Origin of the sequence: Streptomyces cyaneus (assembly GCF_004028635.1) — a bacterium.
GTDB classification, from domain to species: domain Bacteria; phylum Actinomycetota; class Actinomycetes; order Streptomycetales; family Streptomycetaceae; genus Streptomyces; species Streptomyces cyaneus.
Genome location: NZ_RQJW01000003.1, coordinates 231117 through 252802 on the forward strand (window position 1 = coordinate 231117; position 21686 = coordinate 252802).

At 70.6% G+C, this 21686-nt stretch carries 19 protein-coding genes and 3 pseudogenes; 10 read left to right on the forward strand and 12 right to left on the reverse strand.

Features of this window, described 5'->3' with window-relative positions:
- Positions 1 to 34: 34 nt before the first annotated feature.
- The 3 genes from EHO50_RS10200 to EHO50_RS10210 all read right to left on the reverse strand — a co-directional run bounded on the left by EHO50_RS10200 (position 35) and on the right by EHO50_RS10210 (position 2956).
- Positions 35 to 1276: a cytochrome P450 gene (locus tag EHO50_RS10200; protein ID WP_128429565.1), complete on the reverse strand. Its 1242-nt coding sequence runs from the start codon at positions 1274 to 1276 to the stop codon at positions 35 to 37.
- A gap of 195 nt (positions 1277 to 1471) precedes the next feature.
- On the reverse strand, positions 1472 to 2224 hold the full coding sequence (locus tag EHO50_RS10205) for a response regulator transcription factor (protein WP_181449591.1): 753 nt from the start codon (positions 2222 to 2224) through the stop codon (positions 1472 to 1474).
- An 81-nt stretch (positions 2225 to 2305) separates the two neighbouring features.
- Entirely contained in the window at positions 2306 to 2956 is a 651-nt protein-coding gene (locus tag EHO50_RS10210) for a TetR/AcrR family transcriptional regulator (RefSeq protein WP_128429566.1), read from the reverse strand.
- 189 nt (positions 2957 to 3145) lie between these two features.
- Here EHO50_RS10210 and EHO50_RS10215 point away from each other — a divergent pair, with 189 nt between their 5' ends.
- From EHO50_RS10215 to EHO50_RS10230, 4 genes are all read left to right on the forward strand, one after another.
- On the forward strand, positions 3146 to 4300 hold the full coding sequence (locus EHO50_RS10215; protein ID WP_128429567.1) for a sensor histidine kinase: 1155 nt from the start codon (positions 3146 to 3148) through the stop codon (positions 4298 to 4300).
- A gap of 264 nt (positions 4301 to 4564) precedes the next feature.
- A complete protein-coding gene (locus EHO50_RS10220) occupies positions 4565 to 5251 on the forward strand; it encodes a response regulator (protein ID WP_128429568.1) in 687 nt (228 codons plus the stop codon).
- Positions 5252 to 5325: 74 nt separating this feature from the next.
- Complete coding sequence (locus EHO50_RS10225; protein ID WP_128429569.1) at positions 5326 to 6306, forward strand: ATP-dependent DNA ligase; 981 nt, start codon at positions 5326 to 5328, stop codon at positions 6304 to 6306.
- A gap of 141 nt (positions 6307 to 6447) precedes the next feature.
- Positions 6448 to 7224 carry an NPP1 family protein gene (locus tag EHO50_RS10230; protein WP_128429570.1) on the forward strand — a complete coding sequence of 259 codons (777 nt, stop codon included), beginning with the start codon at positions 6448 to 6450 and terminating at the stop codon, positions 7222 to 7224.
- An 87-nt stretch (positions 7225 to 7311) separates the two neighbouring features.
- On the opposite strand, the gene EHO50_RS10235 is transcribed toward EHO50_RS10230, so the two are convergent.
- Positions 7312 to 9216, reverse strand: coding sequence for a trypsin-like serine peptidase (locus tag EHO50_RS10235; protein ID WP_128429571.1), 1905 nt, complete (start codon positions 9214 to 9216; stop codon positions 7312 to 7314).
- 246 nt (positions 9217 to 9462) lie between these two features.
- Here EHO50_RS10235 and EHO50_RS10240 point away from each other — a divergent pair, with 246 nt between their 5' ends.
- Positions 9463 to 10317: an alpha/beta hydrolase gene (locus EHO50_RS10240; RefSeq protein ID WP_128429572.1), complete on the forward strand. Its 855-nt coding sequence runs from the start codon at positions 9463 to 9465 to the stop codon at positions 10315 to 10317.
- Here EHO50_RS10240 and EHO50_RS10245 read toward each other — a convergent pair.
- Both EHO50_RS10245 and EHO50_RS10250 read right to left on the reverse strand, forming a co-directional pair.
- Positions 10314 to 10541: pseudogene (locus EHO50_RS10245) on the reverse strand (transposase); the annotation flags it as partial. The gene EHO50_RS10240 and the pseudogene EHO50_RS10245 overlap by 4 nt on opposite strands.
- Before the next feature lie 100 nt (positions 10542 to 10641).
- A complete protein-coding gene (locus tag EHO50_RS10250; RefSeq protein WP_128429573.1) occupies positions 10642 to 11649 on the reverse strand; it encodes an ArsR/SmtB family transcription factor in 1008 nt (335 codons plus the stop codon).
- 106 nt (positions 11650 to 11755) lie between these two features.
- On the opposite strand from EHO50_RS10250, the gene EHO50_RS10255 reads away from it, so the two are divergent.
- Both EHO50_RS10255 and hemC read left to right on the forward strand, forming a co-directional pair.
- The gene (locus EHO50_RS10255; RefSeq protein WP_181449592.1) at positions 11756 to 13000 is read left to right on the forward strand and encodes an MFS transporter; all 1245 of its coding nucleotides are present in this window, start codon (positions 11756 to 11758) and stop codon (positions 12998 to 13000) included.
- Positions 13001 to 13017: 17 nt separating this feature from the next.
- Entirely contained in the window at positions 13018 to 13953 is a 936-nt protein-coding gene (gene hemC, locus EHO50_RS10260; protein WP_128429574.1) for a hydroxymethylbilane synthase, read from the forward strand.
- A gap of 75 nt (positions 13954 to 14028) precedes the next feature.
- Here hemC and EHO50_RS10265 read toward each other — a convergent pair whose 3' ends face one another.
- From EHO50_RS10265 to EHO50_RS10275, 3 genes and pseudogenes are all read right to left on the reverse strand, one after another.
- Complete coding sequence (locus EHO50_RS10265; RefSeq protein ID WP_128429575.1) at positions 14029 to 14550, reverse strand: hypothetical protein; 522 nt, start codon at positions 14548 to 14550, stop codon at positions 14029 to 14031.
- A 188-nt stretch (positions 14551 to 14738) separates the two neighbouring features.
- Positions 14739 to 15408: pseudogene (locus EHO50_RS10270) on the reverse strand (ABC transporter permease).
- Positions 15368 to 16141 (reverse strand): annotated as a pseudogene (locus tag EHO50_RS10275) (ATP-binding cassette domain-containing protein). Before EHO50_RS10275 ends, EHO50_RS10270 begins: the two co-directional pseudogenes overlap by 41 nt.
- 45 nt (positions 16142 to 16186) lie before the next feature.
- Here EHO50_RS10275 and EHO50_RS10280 point away from each other — a divergent pair.
- Positions 16187 to 16663, forward strand: a complete 477-nt coding sequence (locus EHO50_RS10280; RefSeq protein ID WP_246101103.1) for a MarR family winged helix-turn-helix transcriptional regulator — start codon at positions 16187 to 16189, stop codon at positions 16661 to 16663.
- A gap of 63 nt (positions 16664 to 16726) precedes the next feature.
- Positions 16727 to 17518, forward strand: a complete 792-nt coding sequence (locus tag EHO50_RS10285; RefSeq protein ID WP_128429576.1) for an RNA polymerase sigma factor SigF — start codon at positions 16727 to 16729, stop codon at positions 17516 to 17518.
- Positions 17519 to 17547: 29 nt separating this feature from the next.
- Here the strand turns inward: EHO50_RS10285 and EHO50_RS10290 are convergent, their stop codons facing one another.
- Complete coding sequence (locus EHO50_RS10290; protein WP_128429577.1) at positions 17548 to 17880, reverse strand: ANTAR domain-containing protein; 333 nt, start codon at positions 17878 to 17880, stop codon at positions 17548 to 17550.
- A 168-nt stretch (positions 17881 to 18048) separates the two neighbouring features.
- On the opposite strand from EHO50_RS10290, the gene EHO50_RS10295 reads away from it, so the two are divergent.
- Complete coding sequence (locus EHO50_RS10295; RefSeq protein WP_128429578.1) at positions 18049 to 18852, forward strand: VOC family protein; 804 nt, start codon at positions 18049 to 18051, stop codon at positions 18850 to 18852.
- 39 nt (positions 18853 to 18891) lie between these two features.
- Here EHO50_RS10295 and glgX read toward each other — a convergent pair whose 3' ends face one another.
- Both glgX and EHO50_RS10305 read right to left on the reverse strand, forming a co-directional pair.
- Positions 18892 to 21036 carry a glycogen debranching protein GlgX gene (gene glgX / locus EHO50_RS10300; RefSeq protein ID WP_128429579.1) on the reverse strand — a complete coding sequence of 715 codons (2145 nt, stop codon included), beginning with the start codon at positions 21034 to 21036 and terminating at the stop codon, positions 18892 to 18894.
- A complete protein-coding gene (locus EHO50_RS10305) occupies positions 21033 to 21545 on the reverse strand; it encodes a pep a2 (RefSeq protein WP_128429580.1) in 513 nt (170 codons plus the stop codon). Before EHO50_RS10305 ends, glgX begins: the two co-directional genes overlap by 4 nt.
- Positions 21546 to 21686 lie beyond the last annotated feature (141 nt).

Consider the following 21686-nt stretch of genomic DNA (forward strand, 5'->3'; position numbering starts at 1 on the left):
AGTGTGGTTCGTTGTGCGGGGAGGTGAGGAGCTGTCACCAGGAGACGGGCAGTTCGTGGACGCCGTAGATGAAGGCGTCCGTCTTGAACCGGACGTCCTCCAGCGCGCACGCGAGCTTCAGCGTGGGGATGCGCTTGTAGAGGGTGCCGTAGACCACCTGGAGTTCCATGCGGGCCAGCGGCTGGCCCAGACACTGGTGGACGCCGAAGCCGAAGGCGACATGGCGGCGGGCGTCGCGGGTGATGTCGAGGCGGTCGGGGTCGGCGAACACCTCGGGGTCGCGGTTGCCGATCTCGTTGACCATGATGACGCCCTCGCCGGCCTTGATCACCTGGCCGCCGATCTCGATGTCCTCGGTCACCGCCCGACGCCTGCCCAGGTGGGTGATGTGCAGATAGCGCAGGAGTTCCTCGACCGCGGAGGCGACGAGTTTCGGGTCGTCGGTCTCCCGCAGCAGGGCGAGCTGGTCGGGGTGCTGGAGGAGGGCGAGGGTGCCGAGCGCGATCATGTTGGCGGTGGTCTCGTGGCCCGCGATCAGCAGGAGCAGGGCCATCTCGGTCGCCTGCTGGTGCGTGAGTTCACCGGCGGTGATGCGTCCGGCGATGCTGGAGAGCAGGTCCTCCTTCGGCTCGGCGATCCGCTTGCCCAGAAGCCCGGCCAGGTAGCCGGCGACCTCACGGCTGGCCGCACCCCGCTCCTCGGGCGTGGCGGTCGTGCGGACCATGGTCTTGGTGTTCTCCTGGAAGAACTCGTGCTCCTCGTACGGCACTCCCAGCAGCTCGCAGATGACCAGCGACGGGATCGGCAGGGCGAACACGTCCACGAGGTCCACCGGGCCGGGGCCGGGGCCGGCCAGCATGTCGTCGATGAGACCGTCCACGATGCGCTGCACGGCGGGCCGCAGCGCCTCGACCTTCTTGACGGCGAACGGGCCCGTCACCATCCGGCGCAGCCGGGCGTGCTCGGGGTCGTCCATCATGATGAAGCTGAGCTTGCCCTCACCGGCCTCGGGGCTGGCCTTGGTCGGATAGCCCGGCTGGTCGGTGTCGGCGCTGACGCGCTGGTCGCCCAGCAGGGCCCGCTGCTCGGCGTACCGGGTCACGAGCCAGGGCTCACTGCCGTCCCACAGCCGCACCTTGGTCAGCGGCCCCTGTTCCTGCAGCTCCTTGAGCGCGGGCGGCGGGTCGAAGGGGCAGCGGGACTGCCGGGGCATCGGGAACTCGGGGACGGCGTCCGGCGCTTGGTGCGCGGGACCGGTCAGGGTGGCGTCGGCCATGGTTCTCCTCGGACGTGGGGGGCTCCGGTCGGGGTGGAGCGCCGGGGCGAAGGGTGTCGAGGCCTCGATGGGCACATGCAAACAGAGGGGTCTGACGCCTTCCGGTCAGTTTCCTGACAGGAGGCTGACGTGGCCCAGATCACATGAGGGGGCTGGATCGGCTCCCGGGTCGCGACCGGATCGAGGGCCGGGGCCTCAGGAACCGCTGTCGGCCCGGCCCAGCCAGTAGCCGAAGCCGCGGCGCGTGTGGATCAGCGCCGGGTCGTCCCGGTCCACCTTGCGGCGCAGGCGGGAGACGAGTTGCTCGATCGCGTTGTCGCCGCGGTGCTCGCCCCAGACGTAGCGGCCGATCTGCTCCTTGGACAGCACCCGGTGCGCGTTGACCAGGAGATGGCGCAGCAGCCGGTACTCGGCGGGCGTGAGGTCGAGCGCCCGCGTCCCGCGCCGGGCCCGGCACACGGTGTCGTCCAGCACGAGGTCGCCGTACTCCAGCGGGTTGCCTCTGGGCGGGCCGGGGCGGGGGCCGCGCAGCAGCACCTGGATCCTGGCGAGGACTTCGGCCACCCGGAAGGGCTTGGTGACGTAGTCCCGCTCCCCCAGGCCGAGTTCGGGCACCAGCCGGTGCAGGTGGTCGTACTCGGTGAGGAGCAGGACCGGCGGGCGGTGCGGGAGGGCGGGTCGGCGCTCCCGGCTGAAGTTCGCCATGTCCGGCAGGGTGGTGTCGAAGACCACCAGGTCGAAGCGGTGCCGCGCGACGCGGGCCAGCGCTTCTGCGCCGGTGTCGGTGAGGCTGATCCGGTAGCCGGCCAACTCCAGGGTGGTCGAGAGCAGTTCGGCGAGGTCGGGCTCACCGGCGACGATGAGGAGGTGTTGGCCGGCGCCGCGCGCGAGGGCGGGTTTCTCGCCGCCGGCGCCGTCCAGGGGCGCGGCTGCCTGACGGTGGCTCATAACCCGCCCTGTCGCGCGGCGCCGCGGCGGCGGCCTCGGCGGAGAGTCGCTTTCACGGTCGTACTCCTTGTGCGGCGGCGGTCAGCGGCCGGGTGAGACGGGTGCCAGCCACATGCCGACGACGGCGTCGGCGAGGCCCGTGGCGGCGGCGTCCCAGGTGGACCGAGGGGTGGGGGTGTTCTCGGCGAGGGCGCGCTCACGCTCGGCGGCCACGTGGACGATCAGGTGGCGGACCATCTCGCCGCGTTCGGCGCGGACCTCGGCGGGGAGGTCGGGCAGGCAACGGTTCAGCCCTTCGATGATCTTCTGGAGGGCCGGGGAGGCGAGGGCCTCCTCGACCATGATCCGGTGCAGGGCCGGATCGGAGACGACCTGGGCGCAGAACCTCGCGTACCAGGTAGGGCTGCCGAGGGCGGCGAGGTGTTCGAGGGCCGGGCGGACGAGGCAGTCCACCCAGCCGCGCAGGTCGTCCGGGTCCGCCAAGCCGTCGACCAGGCGGACCCGGATGTCCTCGATGCGCGTGGCGTGTCTGCGGACGATGGCGCGGACCAGGTCGGTCTTGGTGCCGAAGTGGTAGCCGACCGCGGTGTTGTTGCCCTGCCCCGCGGCCTCGCTGACCTGGCGGTTGGACACCGCGTACACGCCGTGTTCGGCGAACAGCCGCTCGGCCGCGGTCAGGAGTAGCTCCCGCGTCGCGTTGACCTGTTCGTCCCGCAGCGTCCTGCCTGCCATGATCACCACCGCACCGGGACTTCCCACAGCCCTGCGACGGCCAGTCCCTCGAGCCGCCACGGGTTCGCACACCTACAATCTAAGTCACTTGATTGAACGAAACGGTGGCAGATGGTGGAGCGGGCTACACCGGCACCCCGGGTGCCCGCGCCCACGCGCGCGGCGCTCGGGGCACCTGGCGTGACCGGCATGCGGGCGACGGTGCGACAGGCAGGGCGTGCGACGGTCCATCTGGTGGTGGCCGCCGCGATGGCCTTCGGGATGTATCTCTTCATCACGGTGCTGCTGATCGCCGCCGTCGGAACCGTCGCGGTGATCGGTGCCTGGCTGCTGCCCGAGACGGTGCTGATCGTCCGGCGGATCGCCGGGGCGAAGCGGCGGCTCACGGCCGGTTGGACCGGGCGCGAGATCCCCGAGGCCTATCAAGCCGTCGAGGGGCCGCTGACCGTTCGGCTGCGGACGGCCGTACGCGATCCCGGCACGCTCACCGATCTGCGCTGGATGGCCGCCTACTACGTCTACGGCGCGCTGGTCTTCCTCGCCCTGCCGCTCTGGCCGGTCGGGCTCGTCGTCGACGGCGCGGGGTGCGGGCTGCTGCGCCGGCGGGCCGTCGTGCTGCCGTGGATCGTGCGCCTGGCTGATCTGGAGGCCGACTGGTCGACGGCGCTGCTCAGGCCGTCCCCGAAGGCGTTGCTGGCCGCGCGCGTCGAGCAGCTGAGCACGTCCCGGGCCGACGCGATCGCCGCGCACGGCGCCGAACTGCGCCGTATCGAGCGGGACCTGCACGACGGCGCGCAGGCCCGGCTGGTGGCGCTGTCCATGCGGATCGGGCTTGCCAAACGGGCCTACGACCGTGATCCGGACGCCGCTCGCAAGCTGCTGGACGATGCCCAGGACCAGGCCGAGCAGGCGCTGACCGAGCTGCGGCACGTGGTGCGCGGCATCCATCCGCCGATCCTGACCGACCGCGGGCTGGTCGGTGCGGTGCGGGCACTGGCTGCCGGAAGCGGGCTGCGGGTGACCGTGGAGGTGGAGGGGCTGGAGGGCGACGGCCCGAGAGCGCCCGCGGCGGTGGAGGCGGCCGCCTACTTCGTGGTGGCGGAGGCCCTGACCAACGTGGCCAAGCACAGCGGCTCACCCGAGGCCTCGGTGCGGATCGCCCGTGTGCGGCGCGGGCTCAGGGTGGAGGTGGCCGACCGGGGCCACGGCGGCGCCGACGAGTCGGACGGTTCCGGACTGCTCGGGATGCGGCGCAGGGTGGCGGCGCTCGACGGGACGGTGCTGATGTCGAGCCCGGCCGGAGGGCCGACGGTGATCGAGGTGGAGCTGCCGTGCGTGTGGTGAGGACGGGCCCGGCTCCCCCTCGGGGATGACCTTGCCCGTGGCGCGTACTGCGTTCCGAGTACCGGCGAATGTCGGCAGCCGCACGACGACGTGCGGTGCTGTTCCCTGGACGCTGGACTCTGGCAGATGAACCCTGACAGATGGACCGGGCGGAGGGACCGGCCAGATGGACCCTGGCCGATGTCCGAGGCGGGAAGACCTCTCGTTCGTCACCACCGCTCCACCTCCGCACCCGACCGCTCCGGAACCGGAAGACCCCCGCCCATGACCATCCGCGTACTGCTCGTCGACGACCAGGCCCTGCTGCGGGCCACCTTCCGGATCCTGATCGACTCCTGCCCGGACATGGAGGTGGTCGGTGAGGCCACCGACGGCGCCGAGGCCGTCGATCTCGCCCGGGCCCACCACCCCGACCTGGTCCTGATGGACATCCGCATGCCCGGCACCGACGGACTGGCCGCCACGTCCGCGATCTGTGCGGACCCGGACCTCGCGGCGGTGCGGGTGCTGATCCTCACCACCTTCGAGATCGACGAGTACGTCGCGCAGGCGCTGCGGGCCGGGGCCAGCGGCTTTCTCGGCAAGGACGTCACGGCGGACGTGCTGCTCGACGGCATCCGGACCGTGGCCGCCGGCGAGTCCCTGCTCTCCCCCACCGCGACCCGCACGCTGATCACACGGTTCCTGGCCTCTCCCGCCGAGAGCTCGCAGTCGACCGCGCCGGAGGACCTCGCCGGCCTCACCGCCCGCGAACGGGAGGTCATGGCCTGGGTGGCCGAGGGCCACTCCAACGAGGAGATCGCCGAGAAGCTCTTCGTCAGCCCGCTGACCGTGCGCACCCACGTCCACCGCGCCATGACGAAGCTGGGCGCCCGCGACCGTGCCCAACTCGTCGTCATGGCCTACCAGTCGGGTCTGGTGCGGGCCGTGCCGCCGAACGGGGACGGCTGAGGCCCCGGCCGCCGTTCAGGGGAAAACGGCGGCCGGGGTGCGTGGCGACGGGCGGGACCGTCGACAACTGACCCGTGAGTCTGCCGCTGATCCCTCCCATGCTCGCCACGCCCGGCACCCTGCCGTCCGCCGCGCAGGACGCGCGCTGGGCGTACGAGACCAAGCAGGACGGCCAGCGGGCGGTGGTCTATCTGGAAGGGGACGGCAGCCTGCTGCTGCGCGCCCGTTCCGGCGAGGACATCACAGCCGCCTACCCAGAACTGCGTCCGCTGGGCGGCGCGCTCGGCACCACACGCGCGGTACTGGACGGGGAGATCCTGGCGCTGGACGAACAGGGCCGCGCCGACTTCCAGTTGCTGCAGTCCCGCATGGGCCTGGCGCACTCACCGGCACGGGCCGCGCGGATGGCGGCTCAGACCCCCGTCCATCTGGTGCTGTTCGACGTGATGCACCTGGCGGGCCGCTCCCTGGTCACCCTGCCCTACACCCGGCGGCGCGGGCGCCTGGAGGAGCTGGGCCTGGGCGGGCCGTTCTGGTCGACGCCGGGCGCGCTGGTCGGACACGGCGCCGAGGCCCTGCGAGCGACGCGCGAGCACGGTCTTGAAGGGCTCGTCTGCAAGCGGCTGGACTCGGTGTACGAGCCCGGGGTGCGCTCCCGCGCCTGGATCAAGATCCGCAACATGCGCACGGAGGACGTCATCGTCGGGGGCTGGCTGCCCGGCAAGGGACGGCTCACGGGTCTGCCGGGCGCGGTTCTGGTCGGGCAGCGCGCGGCCGGAAGACTGCGGTACGTCGGCGGCGTGGGCACCGGCTGGAGCGAGGCCGAACGCACGCGGTTGGCCGAGCTGTTGCGGGCGTCCGGGACGGACACCTGCCCCTTCGACCCCGCCCCGCACGTGGCGGACGCGCACTGGGTGCTGCCCCGGCTGGTCGGCGAGGTCCGCTACAGCGTCCGCACCCGGTCCGGGATGCTGCGCCAGCCGTCCTGGCTGCGGCTGAGGCCCGACCTCGCGCCGGAGGAGTCGGCGGCCGACATCCCGGACGAGAGCGTGTGAGGCGGCTTCACTCCCAAGTGTTGCACTGATCGTTACCACCGGTACGCCCGTGACTCTTGGCACGGAAGTGAAAAGCCAGGATCCTGAACTGCTTTTCCCCCCACAGCCGTTGGGCTGCGCCCGGACCAGGAGGAGGACGCAGTGGCGTCACAGACGTTCCGCACACATCGCAGGAGGTGGCTCACCGGGCTTGCCGGTGCCGCCGCGCTTGTCATCGCCTTTCCGAACATGGCCTTCGCGGCCCCGCCGACGGCGCTGCCCGCCAACGCCGACACGGCCGAGAAGACGTATCAGCCGGCCTACGACTACGACACCGACGGCTGCTACTCGACGCCGGCGATAGGCCCCGACGGAACGGTCAACGGCGGCCTGAACCCCACCGGTTCGCTCAACGGCAACTGCCGTGACGCCTCGGACCTCGACAACACCAACGGCTACTCGCGCTACAAGTGCAACAACGGCTGGTGCGCCTACATGTACGGCCTGTACTTCGAGAAGGACCAGGCCGTCGCGGGCAGCAGCATCGGCGGGCACCGGCACGACTGGGAGCATGTCGTGGTGTGGGTGCAGAACAACGCGGTGCAGTACGTCTCGACGTCCAACCACGGCTCGTTCACGATCAGCGCCGCGTCCTCGGTGCGCTTCGACGGCACCCATCCGAAGATCGTTTACCACAAGGACGGCGTCAGCACGCACTGCTTCCGGCTGGCCAACTCCAATGACGAGCCGCCGGAGAACCACAAGGGCAACTGGCAGTACCCGCCGCTGGTCGGCTGGAACGGCTACCCGTCGGGCGTGCGCGACAAGCTGGTCGCGTACGACTTCGGCAGCGCCAACTTCGGCCTGAAGGACGCCAACTTCGCGAACCACCTGGCGTCGGCGAAGCCGTCGGGGATCTCCTTCGACCCTTACGCCTGATCAGCCCCTCGGGCCCGGGGTGCGGGGCCCAACTGCTCGAGCGGGCGCGAGGCACCGGATATCTCCGGCGCCTCGCGCTCGGTACCTCTACTGCCACCACAGTTCATGGGCTCGTCCGTCTACTCCTCGATAGACGACGTGCTGCCCGGCGGTCGCTTGGTTGGGCATCGTGTAACCCCGGAGCGGCCCGGCCGGCAGCGGAGCCGCTGCGTGGACGGTGAGGTCGGTGTGGTTCCACTGGAAGTCCGGGTGCCACCACAGCTCGTGCGCATGACCGTCCACGCCGTGATAGACAGCGTGCTGGCTCGCGACACCGTGTTGGTCCAGTGCGTATCCGTGCACGGGGCCCGCCGGGAGCGGGGCGTGCGTGCGCAGGGTGAGGTCGGTGTGGTTCCACTGGTGGTCCGGGTGCCACCACAGTTCGTGCGCGTGACCGTCCACGCCCTGGTAGTAGACGTGCTGACTCGCCACCCCGTTCCAGACCTTCGTGTTGCCGTGCAGCGGGCCCGCGGGCAGAGGGGCGTTGGTGTGCGCGGTGAGGTCGGTGTGGTTCCACCCGTGATCCGGGTGCCACCACAGTTCGTGCGCGTGACCGTCCACGCCCTGGTAGTAGACGTGCTGACTCGCCACCCCGTTCCAGACCTTCGTGTTGCCGTGCAGAGGGCCCGCGGGCAGAGGGGCGTTGGAGTGCGCGGTGAGGTCGGTGTGCGACCAACCCTGGTGCCCGTACCACCACAACTCATGCGCACGCCCGTCAACCCCCTGATAGACCACGTGCTGACTCGGAGTTCCCCCCTGATCCATCACGTACCCATGCAGAGGCCCCGCGGGCAACGGCGCCTTGCTGTGCGCCGTCAGATCGGTGTGCGACCAACCCTGGTGCCCATACCACCACAACTCATGCGCACGCCCGTCAACCCCCTGATAGACCACGTGCTGACTCGGAGTTCCCCCCTGATCCATCACGTACCCATGCAGAGGCCCCGCGGGCAACGGAGCGTTGCTGTGCGCCGTCAGATCGGTGTGCCGCCAAGGGTTCGCCGGCGTGAGGAGTCCGGCGAACACCGTTGCGCGCGTGCAGTCCTCGCCTCGACAGCCGGTGTCGGGGCAGGGGTAGGAGACACGGCACGAGCCCAGTTGCTGGAAGTCTCGTTCGCCGCGAACCAGGATTCCCTCGACGATGCGGGTGTTCTCGTTGAAGACCGGAGAACCCGAATTTCCACCGTACGTATCGAGGTTGGCGACGAAGAAGTCAGCTTCTGTGTTGCCGCGGACCGCCGAGCCGTCTGCGAACTTCGTCGGCAGACCGCACGGGTGGCCAATGACATACACCGGTTCGGTGTTCCCGATCTTCCCCTCGCGTCGCACGGGAAGGATCGCCCGCCCGGTGACCGGTCGGTCCACCCTGACCAGTGACCAGTCGGCGCCTGCGGATGTCAGTGTGTGGCCCAGCAGAGCAACACCGCGATAGATGTCGCCGTTGGGTATCACGGTCGCCGGCTGCCCCGGCCCTTGCATGCGGAATCCGAAGACGAACCGCACGGTGCCGACGGTGGTGGCGTTGATGCAGTGGCCTGCCGTGGCGATGACGTCCGGCCCGACCAGGAAGCCGGAACAGAACGCGCCCACGGGTTGGTCACGAAAGGGTTCACCGGCACACAACCCGTACGAGACACCGAAGTTCTGTGTGGCGAGCCTCGAGGTACCGTCACCGTTGTCGATCACTTCCGCTGCCCTGAAGAGGGCAGCGACGCTGTCCGCGTCCCGGCGGTCAGCTGCGTCGGTCAGCTCGAAGATGTCTGCCCGATCGTCGACGCCGTAGATGACCTTCTGCTTGGCGATGAGGGTCTGTACGAGTTCGGCGTCTTCGACCTCCTCCAAGTCGGGGTCCCGCAGCATTTCCGCCGTGGCACCACCGACTGCCTGCTTTTCCGCGCGTGCTTTCAGCTCCGCACGCAGCTCCGCGACTGACATGTCGTCTGGTTTCGTCATGTGACCACCCCCGGACGAAGCTCCGACAGCTCCATGTCGACGCAGTGTGCTCAGCCCGGACGCGCAGGCACAGACGAGCGAGGGGAACGTCGTACATTCCCACGCTCCGCGCTGGGCCCGACCGGGCAAACGGACGTATGCACAGTCAGCACTCGGCACCGAGCCGGACGCCGATGAGGCTCGTGTCTGGCCGCTCGGCACCAAACCCCTTTGAGAGGGCTCGTGATCTCTCCTAGGTTGGCCCGCGTGACGATCGAGGTGCCCTACCAGTCCCTCCCGGTCGACCAGTCGGACGTTCGCTACGCCCACGGCCCCGACTCGGCTGTCCAGCCTGGCGTGCCTGTCGGCGAGACAATCGAGTTCGGCTGGAACGACAGCGCGATCTACCCGGGCACGTCCCGGAAGTTCTGGGTTCATGTGCCCGCCCGGTACGACCCCGCACAGTCGGCGTCGCTGATGGTGTTCCAGGACGGATGGTGGTACCTGGACCCCGAAGGAGAGGTCCGCGGCGCGATCGTCCTGGACAACCTCGTCCACCGTGGCGACATCCCGGTCACCATCGGCGTGTTCGTCGACCCCGGCGTCTTCCCCGACGCCGAGGACCCGAAGAACCGCAACACCGAGTACGACGCGTTCGACGACCGGTACGTCAGTTTCCTCCTGGACGAGATCATCCCTGAGGTCGCGCAGCGGTACACGATCGTCGAGAACCCTGACCGGTGGGGCATCTGTGGTGGCAGCAGTGGCGGCAACTGCGCCTTTACCGCAGCGTGGCTGCGCCCGGACAAGTTCCGCCGCGTCATCGGGTATCTGTCCAGCTTCACGCAGATGCCAGGCGGCAACCCCTACCCCGAACTGATCCCCGGCGTTCCCCGCAAGCCGCTGCGCATCTTCCTGCAAGCGGGCCATCGTGACCTGCGCTGGAACGAGCCCGAAGCGAACTGGCTCGCCGGCAACTTGCGCGTCGCGGCCGCGCTCGCGGAAGCCGGGTACGACTTCCGCCTCGTCTTGGGCGACGGCGGCCACAGTCCCAACCACGGTGGAGTCCTGCTCCCCGATGCCATGCGGTGGTTGTGGCGGTCGGATGATCGCCGGGACTAGCCGATCGGCTGGGGCGGAGCCACTTCGCTGGGGCGCCGGTTTCGGATCAGGGCCCTCCTCAGCACGCTTGCGGTCACGTTGCCATTGCGCCTCCCGGAATCGTTCGGTGCCGGCGCCAGGCCGGCGAATGCTGCCAGCCGGTCCGGGCCGGCGAAGCCCGCAAGGTCGGTGCCGGTCGCGGCAAGTAACTCGGCACCCAGCAGCGGGCCGATGCCGGGCAGAGCTGTGCTGCACGGTCGGACTGCCGCCACAGCGTCGACAACGCGCATCGCCCCCTGGGCACCACTGGACCCGCCCTCGCGGCAACCCTGCGGGCGGTCGAAATCAGCCGGCCGCCCGCCTGACGTCCCCGTCGACGAGCGCGTCGCCCAGGGCCGTTCGCCCGTACAGGACGTAGTGGCCCTGGCGCCGGGACTCCAGCAGGCCGGCCTCCCGCAGGACCGAGAGGTGGGACGACACGGTCGACGGGGCGAGGCCATGGCGGCGGGCCAGGTCCGTCGTCGACGACGGGGTGGTGAGGCCGGCGAGGACGGCGGCGCGCTGGTGGCCGAGCAGCCGGGCCAGCGCCTGCGCCGGGCGCGGTGCCGGCGCGGTGTGCAGGCGGCCCATGCCGCGGGCGGGGTAGATGAGCGTCGGCTGCCAGGGCCGGGCGAAGCCGCTCACCACGTCCGGCCACACGAACACGCTCGGCATGAGCAACACGCCTCTGCCGTCGGGGCGTTGGGCGTCCGGCACATCGCCGTACTCGCGCAGCGTGAGGGTGTGGCCGGCCCAGTTGACGGCTGGATGCAGTCCGGCGAGCAGCACGTCGAGCCCACCGTCCGCCGCGCCGCGCGAGCGGTGCGCGATGTCCGCCTCGAGAACGGCGCGATGGCGCGGCCAGTCCGGGGCGAGCAGGGCGTACCAGGCCCGTTCGGTGAGGTCGGCCAGGCGCCGGACGGTGCCGGCGGGGTCGTCGAGCGCGGCGCGCCCCTGGGGTGACTCGGCGAGTCCGGGGGTGCAGTCGAGCGAGCGGGCCATCTCCGCGTGGGCCAGGTCGGGGTCGGTGGCGCGCATGCGCGCCAACTCGTCCTCGATCGAGGGATACGGCTCCTGCGGCGGCGGGCCCAGGAAGTCCGGGGTGTAGCCGCCGACCGGTGGGATGAACAGCCACAGCGGTGCCAGGTCGAGGCCCGCGACCGTACGGCGCATGCGGCGCAGCCAGCCCTGGTGATAGCCGTGCCGGGCGGGCCGGCGGAGCATGCGCAGCGCTTCGTGGGTCTGGCACAGCGGCGAGATCGCGAACCGGCAGCGCGTGAGGTCGTCGGTGCCGAGGTGCAGGGCGAGCGGCATGGCGACCCCCGTCGTGAGCAGCGATTCGTCCTGAACCGAAAGAGTAGAGGCGCCCACCTCGGACCGGCACGCTTGCCCCGACTCCCCCTGTCGGAAAGGCGGATGGATGGGCACCGTACGTCCGGCACCCTGGCGGCGTGCCGCCGTCGTCGCGGCGCTGATGCTGGCGGCGTTCACCTTCAACACTACGGAGAACCTGCCGGTCGGCCTGCTCGCGCTCATGGCGGACGACCTGCGCGTTTCGCCGGCCTCCGTGGGCGCCCTGGTGACCGGGTACGGCCTGACCGTGGCCGTTGTGTCACTGCCCCTCGCCCATGCCACCCGTGCCCTGCCACGCCGGTATCTGCTCGCGGGACTGCTGGGCCTGCTCGCCGTGGCCAGTGGGGTGTCGGCACTGGGAGGCGTGCCGTACGGGCTGCTGCTGGCGGCGCGGGTGGCGACCGCGATGGCGCAGGCGTTGTTCTGGGCTGTGATGGGGCCGGTCGCGGTGGGGCTGTTTCCGCCCGAGCGGCGAGGGCGGATCATCGGGCTGCTGTCCGTCGGCGGTTCCCTGGCCACGGTGGCCGGGGTGCCGGCCGGGACCTGGCTGGGCGGGCACACCGGCTGGCGTACACCCTTCGCGCTGCTCGGCGTGCTCGCGCTCGTCTCGCTCGTGACCATCGGCGTCCTGCTGCCGTCGTCCCGCCCGGAGGACGGCCACAGCGCGTACGGAGCCGTCCCCGACCGGCGCAGGTTCTACGTCGTGCTGATCGTCACCACCCTGTCGGTGACGGGCTTCTTCGCCGGGTTCACCTACGTCGTCGCCTTCCTCGACGAGGTGAGCGGCCTGGGCGGGGGCGCGGTGAGCGGGGTGCTGTTCGCGTTCGGTGCGGCGGCGCTGGCCGGGGTCACCGTGACCGGGCCACTTCTCGACCGCTTTCCGCGGGCCACGCTGGCCGTGCCGGTGGCGGTCCAGGCGGTGGCGCTGCTCGGTCTGTACGCGACGGGACACGTCCCGGCGGTGAGCGTCGTGCTGATCATGCTGCTCGGTGCCTCAGTCGCGACCATCTTCATGGCGACGCAGAGCCGGGTCCTCCAGGTGGCGCCGGGTCGCACGGAGACCGCCCTCGCGGCCAACTCGGCCGCCTACAACGTGGGCATCGCCGCCGGTGCGCTGCTCGGGGGCTTCCTGCTGCCCGTGGTCGGGGTGCGCGGCACGTTCCTGGTCGGGGGACTGCTGACAGCGGCGGCGCCGGCGGTTCTGACCTGGCCGGTGCGCACGGGCGGCGAGGCCGGGGCGGGCGACAAGGGCGCGGCGGGCGGCAAGGGCCGGGCGGGAATGGGGCGGTACCGTACGGACGCGGGGTTGTGACGGTCTATCGTGTCCGCATGTCCGTCCCTGAACTGATCCGTATCGTCTCCCGTGACTCGCCCATGGCGCTCGCCCAAGTGGAGCGTGTCCGCGCCGAGTTGGCGGTCCTTCACCCCGGCGTGCGCACCGAGGTCGTGCCGGTGAAGACGACCGGCGACAAGTGGATGGGCGATCTGTCCCAGGTCGAGGGCAAGGGGGCGTTCACCAAGGAGGTGGACGCCGCGCTGCTGGCAGGCGAGGCCGATCTCGCCGTGCACTGCGTCAAGGACATCCCCGCCGACCGGCCGCTGCCCGCGGGGACGACGTTCGCCGCGTTCCTGAAGCGGGACGACGTCCGGGACGCCCTCATCCATCCCGACGGGCTGACGCTGGACGAGCTGCCGGCCGGGACCCGGATCGGCACCTCCTCGGTGCGCCGCGTCGCCCAACTGGCCGCCACCCACCCGCATCTTCAGTGCGTGCCGTTCCGCGGCAACGCCAACCGGCGGCTGGAGAAGCTGGCCGCCGGCGAGGCGGACGCGCTGTTGCTGGCGGTGGCCGGCCTCGAGCGCATCGGCCGCCCTGACGTGATCAGCGAGGTCCTCTCCCCCGAGACGATGATGCCGCCGATCGGCGCGGGCATCCTCGCGCTGCAGTGCCGGGAGGGCGACACCGCGCTCATCGACGCGGTCAGCGGCCTCGGCGACCCGGACACCTACCGGGAGGCCACCGCCGAGCGCATGTTCCTGCACGTCCTGCAGGGGCACTGCAACAGCCCGATCGCCGGGTACGCGCGCGTGGACCGCAGCGGCGAACTGTCCCTGCGGGCCTGTGTGTTCACCCCGGACGGCAAGACACGGCTGAACGCCCACGAGTGGGCGGGTCGACTCGACCCGGCCACGCTCGGTACGTCGGTGGCGGTCGCGCTGCTGCGTCAGGGAGCACGGGAGATCATCGACGGCATCCCGCACTGAGACATCGGGCCCGCAGGGCGCTCCCGCGTCGGGCGACGCCCCACACCGTGACGCCCCGCGCCGTAGCGCTCCGTGTCAGGCGGTGCCCTCTTCGGCCTGGTCCCGCAGGAAGTTGCTCACCTGGAGCGCGAGGCCGTCGCGCAGAGTGGCGGCGTGGGCGCCGACCGAGTTCTCCTGCAGGCCGAGGCCGCCGGTCCACAGCCGACGGTCCGCCCACTCCTCCTCGACGCGCAGCTGGATCTGCACATCGACCTGGCTCAGGCTCGCCTCCGGGCCCGCCGCGTACAGCACGGCGGTGGCCCGGCGCAGCGGGTAGACGTCGAAGCCCTCGATGAACTGCGAGTTGCGCCAGTCGATGAACGCGGCCTCGCCGTCGCGGCCGATCCGCACGTCGATCTGACCGTCCTCGAGATGGATGCCGAGGTGCCTCTCGCCGCGGTTCTCGACGGTGACGCGGACTCTGAAGTACGTCAGCCCTTCGGCGGCGTCGTCCCGTCCACGCGGCGGCTCGGCGGCCTCCAGGCCGTGGACGCGGACACGCAGACCGGCATGCTCGTCGTACTCGTGCCAGTCCCCGACCACGTTCGGCTCGTACACAATCCACCTCTCGACCCAGAGAGCTGCTTCCTATCTTTGCGCTGAGTGCACTGTCAAATGAGCAGAATGCGCTGTGGCCAGCCCATTCGCCCCCTTGATCACCGATCAAGCCGTGGGCAGGAAGAATCCGCTTTCTGGCTCCGCGGCCGAGTTCGGCCACGTGCCGCACATCACGTTCCGCACCAAGATCAGCGAGCCAGCCGGCCCAGCAGCGAGGAGGCAGCGGCGATGCCGAGCGCGAGGTGGGCCGGGGTGCCGAGGAGGAGGCCGCGCAGGGAGTCGACCTGGTAGCTGATCGGGTTGGCCTTGCTGACCGCTTGGAGCGAGCCCGGCATCACCGACAGCGGGTGGAGGGCGTCGGAGCCGAAGATCAGCGGCATCGTGATGGCCTGGCCGAAGCCCATCAGCCGGTCGCGGTTGAGGACGATGCCGGTGATGGTGATCGACAGGCAGGAGAAGAACGCCGATCCGAGGACGACGACGGCTTGGACCAGGGACTTCACCCCGGCCGCGAACGCCTTGCCGATGATCAGGGCCGAGCGCGGGGTCGGGGTGACCGGGAGCTTGTTGAGGACGCCGTCGTCGCACTCCCAGATGATCTGGATGCCGGATCGCTCGGAGCCGGGTGAAGGTCTGGCCGAAGATCAGCAGCCAGAGGGCGACCTGGATCGCGCGGGTGTAGAGCTCGGTGCGGTCGTGGCGCAGCTTCTGCAGCTCCACGGCGCACATCGCCAGGACGCGGGCGGGCAGCAGTCGCCAGCCGGGGCGGGGTTCGGGCGGCCGCAGCAGCAGGTCGATGCCGTCGGCGCGGTCCCGGTCAGCCGACGCAACGTGCGGTGCGGCGGGCGCTTCGGACATCGCGGAAGTCTCCTGAACTCTCGTCGAGTCGGCTGCCGGCGATGTCGCGGAAGACGTCCTCCAGCGTGGGCACCGGGTCGCTGTCGGCCGCCCCCTCGGCACGCCTGCGCGCGCCGAGCCCCTCCCTGAGCTCGGTCTGGGTGCCGAGGGCCCGGATGCGGCCGCGCTGCATCAGGCCGACCTGGTCGCTGTACTGGTCGGCCTCGTCCATGTTGGGTGTACCCCCTCTGGGGGAGCGTGGTGACCAGCACCGTCGTGCCGGTGGCGGCGCGGACGGCGCCGATGTGAGCCGGGCGCGCTGACCAGGGCCTGGGCGAGTTCGAGCGGGCGGACCATGCCGCCGGAGTAGGTGCCGGCGAGCCGGTCGGCGGCGTCGGTGAGGCCGACCGCGGCCAACGCCTAGCCGACCCGTTCGGCACTCTGGCGACGGGGCACGTCGAAGACGCGGGCCAACAAGGCGACGCTCTCGCGCCCGGCGAGACTCGCATCGGCGGACAGCTGCTGCGGGACGTAGCCGAGCAGGCGCCGTACGGCCATACGGTCGTCCGCGGCGTCGTACTCGAAGACGCGGATCCTGCCGGATGGCCGTGGTCTTTCCGGCGCCGTTGGGGCCGAGCAGCCCGAAGGCCTCGCCCTCCCGTACCGTCAGGTCGAGTCCGTCGACCGCGTTGGTCTCACCGAAGGAGTAGGCGAGCCCGGTGCAGGTCACCGCCTCGGCGACGTCTCGCGTCATGCTCGCTCCGCCTCCTCGCGCAGTGTGCCCCGATCGCCTCGGGCAGTGATCCGGTGCAGGCTGCGGCGGGAGGTGCCCGCCCCGCGGCTGCGCGGTGCCGAGGTGGAGCTGTTGCGGCTGGTCGTGGAGCGGCCCGGCGTCGGGATCTCGGACGCGGCCAAGGAGCTGTACCTGGCGGGCAATTCGGTGTCGACGCCGGTCAAGCAGCTGGCCCGGCAGGGCTGTCTGGTCCGTGAGACGGACCGGGCCGACCGGCGCGCCGCGCGCCTGCTGCCCACCCCCGTGGTCGAAGCCCGGCTCGGCGAGTGGCGCAAGCGGCGCGCCGATCTCGTACGACACCATGTGTCCCGCCTCGACGACGACCCGTTTCCGCGCAAACACACAGTCACTCGGCGACAACACGAAGTCGCATTCACGAAATTTGTTTCAGTTCCCCTTTCGGGGGGAATTCACCCATATGTGCTTCGGACAGGAGGCACGTCCGTGGGAGCCGGCCCACCGGGCTCCGGAGTGTCCTCCTGAGATCCCGATCCGCCCCTCCCACGGTGTCTGTCCAGTCAGCACCTGCGGAGGAGGTGCGCACGGATGAGTGCCACCACCAGAACGAAGCAGCATCCGCACGACGACGCCCCCGACACCGCGGAAGCGTTCGACCGGCTCGTGGAACTGCCCGACGGGCCGGAACGCAAGGCCCTCAGGGACGAGCTGGTTCAGGCCTGGTTGCCCATGGCCGAGCGGATCGCCGTCCGGTTCAAGGGGCGCGGCGAATCCCTCGAGGACCTCTACCAGGTCGCCGCCCTGGGACTGGTGAAGGCCGTCGACCACTACGACCCGGCACGCGGCCACGCCTTCGAGGCCTACGCGGTGCCCACCATCACCGGCGAGATCAAGCGGCACTTCCGCGACCACATGTGGACGCTGCACGTGCCGCGCCGGGTCCAGGACCTGCGGAACCGGGTGCGGAGCTCGGCGAAGGAGCTGTCGCAGCAGACACCCGGCCGCGCGCCCACCGTTGCCGAGATCGCCGAGCACGCGCATCTGAGCGAGAGCGAGGTCCGCAGCGGGATGGAGGCCCTGGAGTGCTTCTCCGCGCTGTCGCTGGAGGCGGAGATGCCCGGCACGGACGGTTACGCGCTGGGCGACGCGCTCGGCGGTCCGGATCCGGCGTACGACGTGGTCGTGGACCGGGTGACCGTCAAGCCGTGCCTGCAGCGGCTGCCGGAGCGTGAGCGGACCATCCTCTACCTGCGCTTCTTCGGCGGGATGACCCAGAGCCGGATCGCGCAGCAGCTCGGCATCTCGCAGATGCACGTCTCCCGGCTGCTCAGCGGCTGCTTCGCCCACCTGCGCGACGAAATGCTCGCGGAGGCCCGGTGAACCCGAACCGATGAGCCCGAAGGGGTGACTCACTCCTGGGCCGACCCCGGAATCTGCGTCGGGCCGTAACGCTCCAGGGCCTCTTCGAGCTCGGCGCTGATTTCGGGCGGCATCTCCCCGTTCCGGCCCCAGCGGAGGATCAGCTCCGCGACCTGCCGGAGCTTGATGTTCGTGTGCTGGGACACTTCCTTCAGCACGGCCCACCCCTGGTCCGGCGACACACGGCCCAGTGCGACGACCATGCCGATCGCCTGGTCCACGACGGCGTGCGAGACGACCGCCTCCTTGAGCTGGTCGACTTCCTCTTGCAGCTCGAGGATCCGGTCGGTCTCGTCCGCGGGCTCGTGCGGTAGCGGTGCCACGCCTCCATCCTCTCCGTTTCGCCGGTCGTGTGCCAGTGAAGCGGAGGGGCGGCCTCGGCTGTTTCGGTGCCACGCCGGGGGTAACTCGACAGGCCCCGGAGCGGATCCGGCTGGACACTGGGAGGAGACCGGTGGCCGCCGGTCGCGCGAGACCAGGACGCGACTGCCATGAACGACGATGCGAGAAATCCCAGGAGCACGACCGATGTCGTGTCCACACACTCCGTGTACGGGGCACCCTGCTGGGTGAGCCTGACCAGCCGCGATCTCGAGGCGACCCACGAGTTCTACTCGGCCGTGCTGGGCTGGCGCTGGCGGCCCGCCAAGCTGGGCGACCGCTTCTGGGTCGCGCTGGCGGACGGCATCCCGGTGGCCGGGGTCGCGGCGGTCGCCACGATGTGGCAGATGGCCGTGGCCTGGACGCCTTATTTCGCCGTGCCGAGCGCGGACGAGGCCGTGGGACGCGTGCAGGAGCGCGGCGGCACATCGGCCGTCGGACCGCTCTCGCTACCGCCCGGGCGTGCGGCGCTGCTGGCCGACCGGGACGGTGCGACCTTCGGTGTCTGGGAGGGGGAACTCCACTCCAGCTGGGAGACCTGGCGGCGCGCGGCGCCCACCTTCATCCGCCTGCACACCCGCGACGCCTTCGACGCCGCGATGTTCTACGGCGAGGTACTCGACTGGGCGACGGAGCGGCCCGGTTGCTGTGAGGTGCGCTACGAGGGAGGGGAGGTCGTGCTGCGCAGCGGCGGTGATGTCGTGGCGCGGATCGTGTCGGGTGCGTTGGAGGCTGCGCCGGATCCGACGATTCGGCCGCACTGGCAGGTGCACTTCGCCGTGGGTGACGTGGCGGGGTGTGCGCGGGCGGCTGAGCTGCATGGGGGCAGTGTGTTGTCGAAGGGGAGCGAGGAGGCTGTGCTGCGGGATCCTGATGGGGCGCAGTTCACGGTGACTTCACGCCATCAGCGGTGAAGGCGCGACCGGCTGGTCGCGCAGTCCCCCGCGCCCCCTTCAGGGCGTTGCACGCGAGGGTCTCGACAGGAGCACCAGGCTGCGGCGTTCGATGAGCAGGGCGGTGCCTGCCTTGTGCTCTGACTCGTCCGGTGTGCCCTGTGGTTCCGCCGTGTCGATCAATGTCGTCCAGCGGTCGCCGTACGAGGCGTTCGGCAGTTGGAATTCCACCGGCTCCCAGTAGCTGTTGAGCAGCAGCAGGAAGGAGTCGTCCACGACGGGCTCGCCGCACCAGTCGGGTTCGGCGATGGCGTCGCCGTTGAGGAAGGCGGCGACCGAGTGGGCGTCGGAGCGCTGCCAGTCCTCGTCGGTCATCTCGCGGCCGTCCGGGAGCAACCACACCAGGTCGGGCAGCGGCTGTTCGGGGTGGGTCGGCGTCTCGCCCTGGAAAAAGCGACGGCGGCGCAGGACGGGGTGGGCGGCGCGCAGGGCGATGACGTAGCGGGTGAAGTCGGCGAGGTCGCGTTGCTCGTCGGTGAGCCGCCAGTCGATCCAGGAGACCTCGTTGTCCTGGCAGTAGGCGTTGTTGTTGCCGCGCTGGGTGCGGCCGAGTTCGTCGCCGTGGCCGAGCATGGGGATGCCCTGCGAGAGCAGCAGGGTGGCCAGGAAGTTGCGCTGTTGGCGGGCGCGCAGTCGCAGGACGGCCGGGTCGTGGGTCTCGCCCTCGACGCCGCAGTTCCAGGAGCGGTTGTGGCTCTCGCCGTCCCGGTTGCCCTCGCCGTTGGCCTCGTTGTGCTTGTCGTTGTAGGAGACGAGGTCGCGCAGGGTGAAGCCGTCGTGCGCGGTGACGAAGTTGACGCTGGCGCGCGGTCGGCGCCGGCTGTGTGCGTACAGGTCGGAGGAGCCGGTCAGCCGGGAGGCGAACTCGCCGAGCGAACCGGGCTCACCGCGCCAGAAGTCCCGTACGGCGTCGCGGTACTTGCCGTTCCACTCCGACCACAGCGGCGGGAAGTTGCCCACCTGGTAGCCGCCCTCCCCCACGTCCCACGGTTCGGCGATCAGCTTGACCCTGCTGATCACCGGGTCCTGCTGGATGAGGTCGAAGAACGCCGAGAGTCGGTCCACCTCGTGGAACTGGCGGGCGAGGGTGGCCGCGAGGTCGAAGCGGAAGCCGTCCACGTGCATCTCGGTGACCCAGTAGCGCAGCGAGTCCATGATCAGCTGGAGCACGTAGGGGTGGCGCATGAGCAGGCTGTTGCCGGTGCCGGTCGTGTCGTAGTAGTGCGCCCAGTCGCCGTCCACCAGGCGGTAGTACGAGGCGTTGTCGATGCCTCGGAAGGAGAGGGTCGGGCCCCTCTCGTTGCCCTCGGCGGTGTGGTTGTAGACGACGTCGAGGATCACTTCGAGGCCGCCCGCGTGCAGCGCCTTCACCATCGACTTGAACTCGTCGACCTGCTGGCCGCGGGTGCCATGGGCGGCGTAGGCGTTGTGCGGTGCGAAGAAGCCGATCGTGTTGTAGCCCCAGTAGTTGGACAGGCCCCGGTCGAGCAGTACGCCGTCCTGGACGTACTGGTGCACCGGCATCAGCTCGACGGCGGTCACCCCGAGGGACGTGAGGTGCTCGACGACCGCGGGGTGCGCGAGTCCGGCGTAGGTGCCGCGCAGCTCCGGCGGGACGTCGGGGTGGGTGCGTGTGAGGCCCCGTACGTGCGCCTCGTAGATCACGGTGTCGGCGTACGGCCGCCCGAGCGGACGGTCGTCGCCCCAGTCGAAGTGCGGGTCGGTCACCACGCCGAGCATGGTGTGCCCGGCACTGTCGGCCGGGGACGGGGCGCCCGGGGTGCGCTCGAAGAGGGAGGCGTGGTTGTCCACCCGGCCGTCCACCGCCCGGCTGTACGGGTCGAGCAGCACCTTCGCCGGATTGCACCGGTGGCCGAGGCCCGGGTCCCAGGGGCCGTGCACCCGGTAGCCGTAGCGCTGTCCCGGGCCGACGCCGGGCAGATAGCCGTGCCACACGAAGCCGTCGACCTCGGTCAGTTCGACGGTGTTGTGCCGGTCCTTGTCGTCGACGAGGACCAGCTCGACTCGTTCGGCGACCTCGCTGAACAGGGCGAAGTTCGTGCCCTGTCCGTCGTAGACGGCTCCCAGGGGGTAGGGGTGCCCGCTCCAGGCCGGCACCCCTTTGCCTCGTCGGCGCACGGTCACCGGGCCTCCTCCAGGACGACGTCCCGGGTGCCCGCCGCATCGGCGACGGCGGTGACGGGCACCTCACGGGGCACCTGAAGCGCCTCCCGCAGGTTGGGTGCGGGGGCCGTGGGCACGAGCGGGGCACGTTCGCCGGCGCGGGCGCGCTGCGAGAACCAGATGATCTTGCTGCCGGTCTCGGTGGCGCAGCATCCCCAGCCGTCGCTCATGGCGGCCAGGTGCTGCAGACAGGCGCGCAGTTCGTGGTCGGGGCGCAGGGCACGGTCGTTGTCGCCGATGGCGGTGATGAGGTGCTGGCCGTTCCACCACATCTCGATCGATGTGTTCTTGTCCTTGGCGTGCTCGTCGATGGCCCGCAGCAGCATCTCCGTGCCGTGGCGGACGGGTTCGACAAGTGTCTCCAGGTCCCAGTACCTGAGGTGAGCGGCCAGAATTCGGCTGACCTGTCCCACCCGTTCGGGGCTGACTTCCACGTCGAGGTGGTAGTAGCAGGGCACTGCGGTCTTCACCGTCGTTACCTCCTCACCGCGAAAGCTCCCGCTCTCCTCGCCCCTGCGGGACGGGCCCCGAGCACGGAGCGTGAGCGCCGATCGCTTCTGAGTCACTCCAGGGTGGGGGTGGTACGCCATTCGTGCAACAGGAGGAAACAC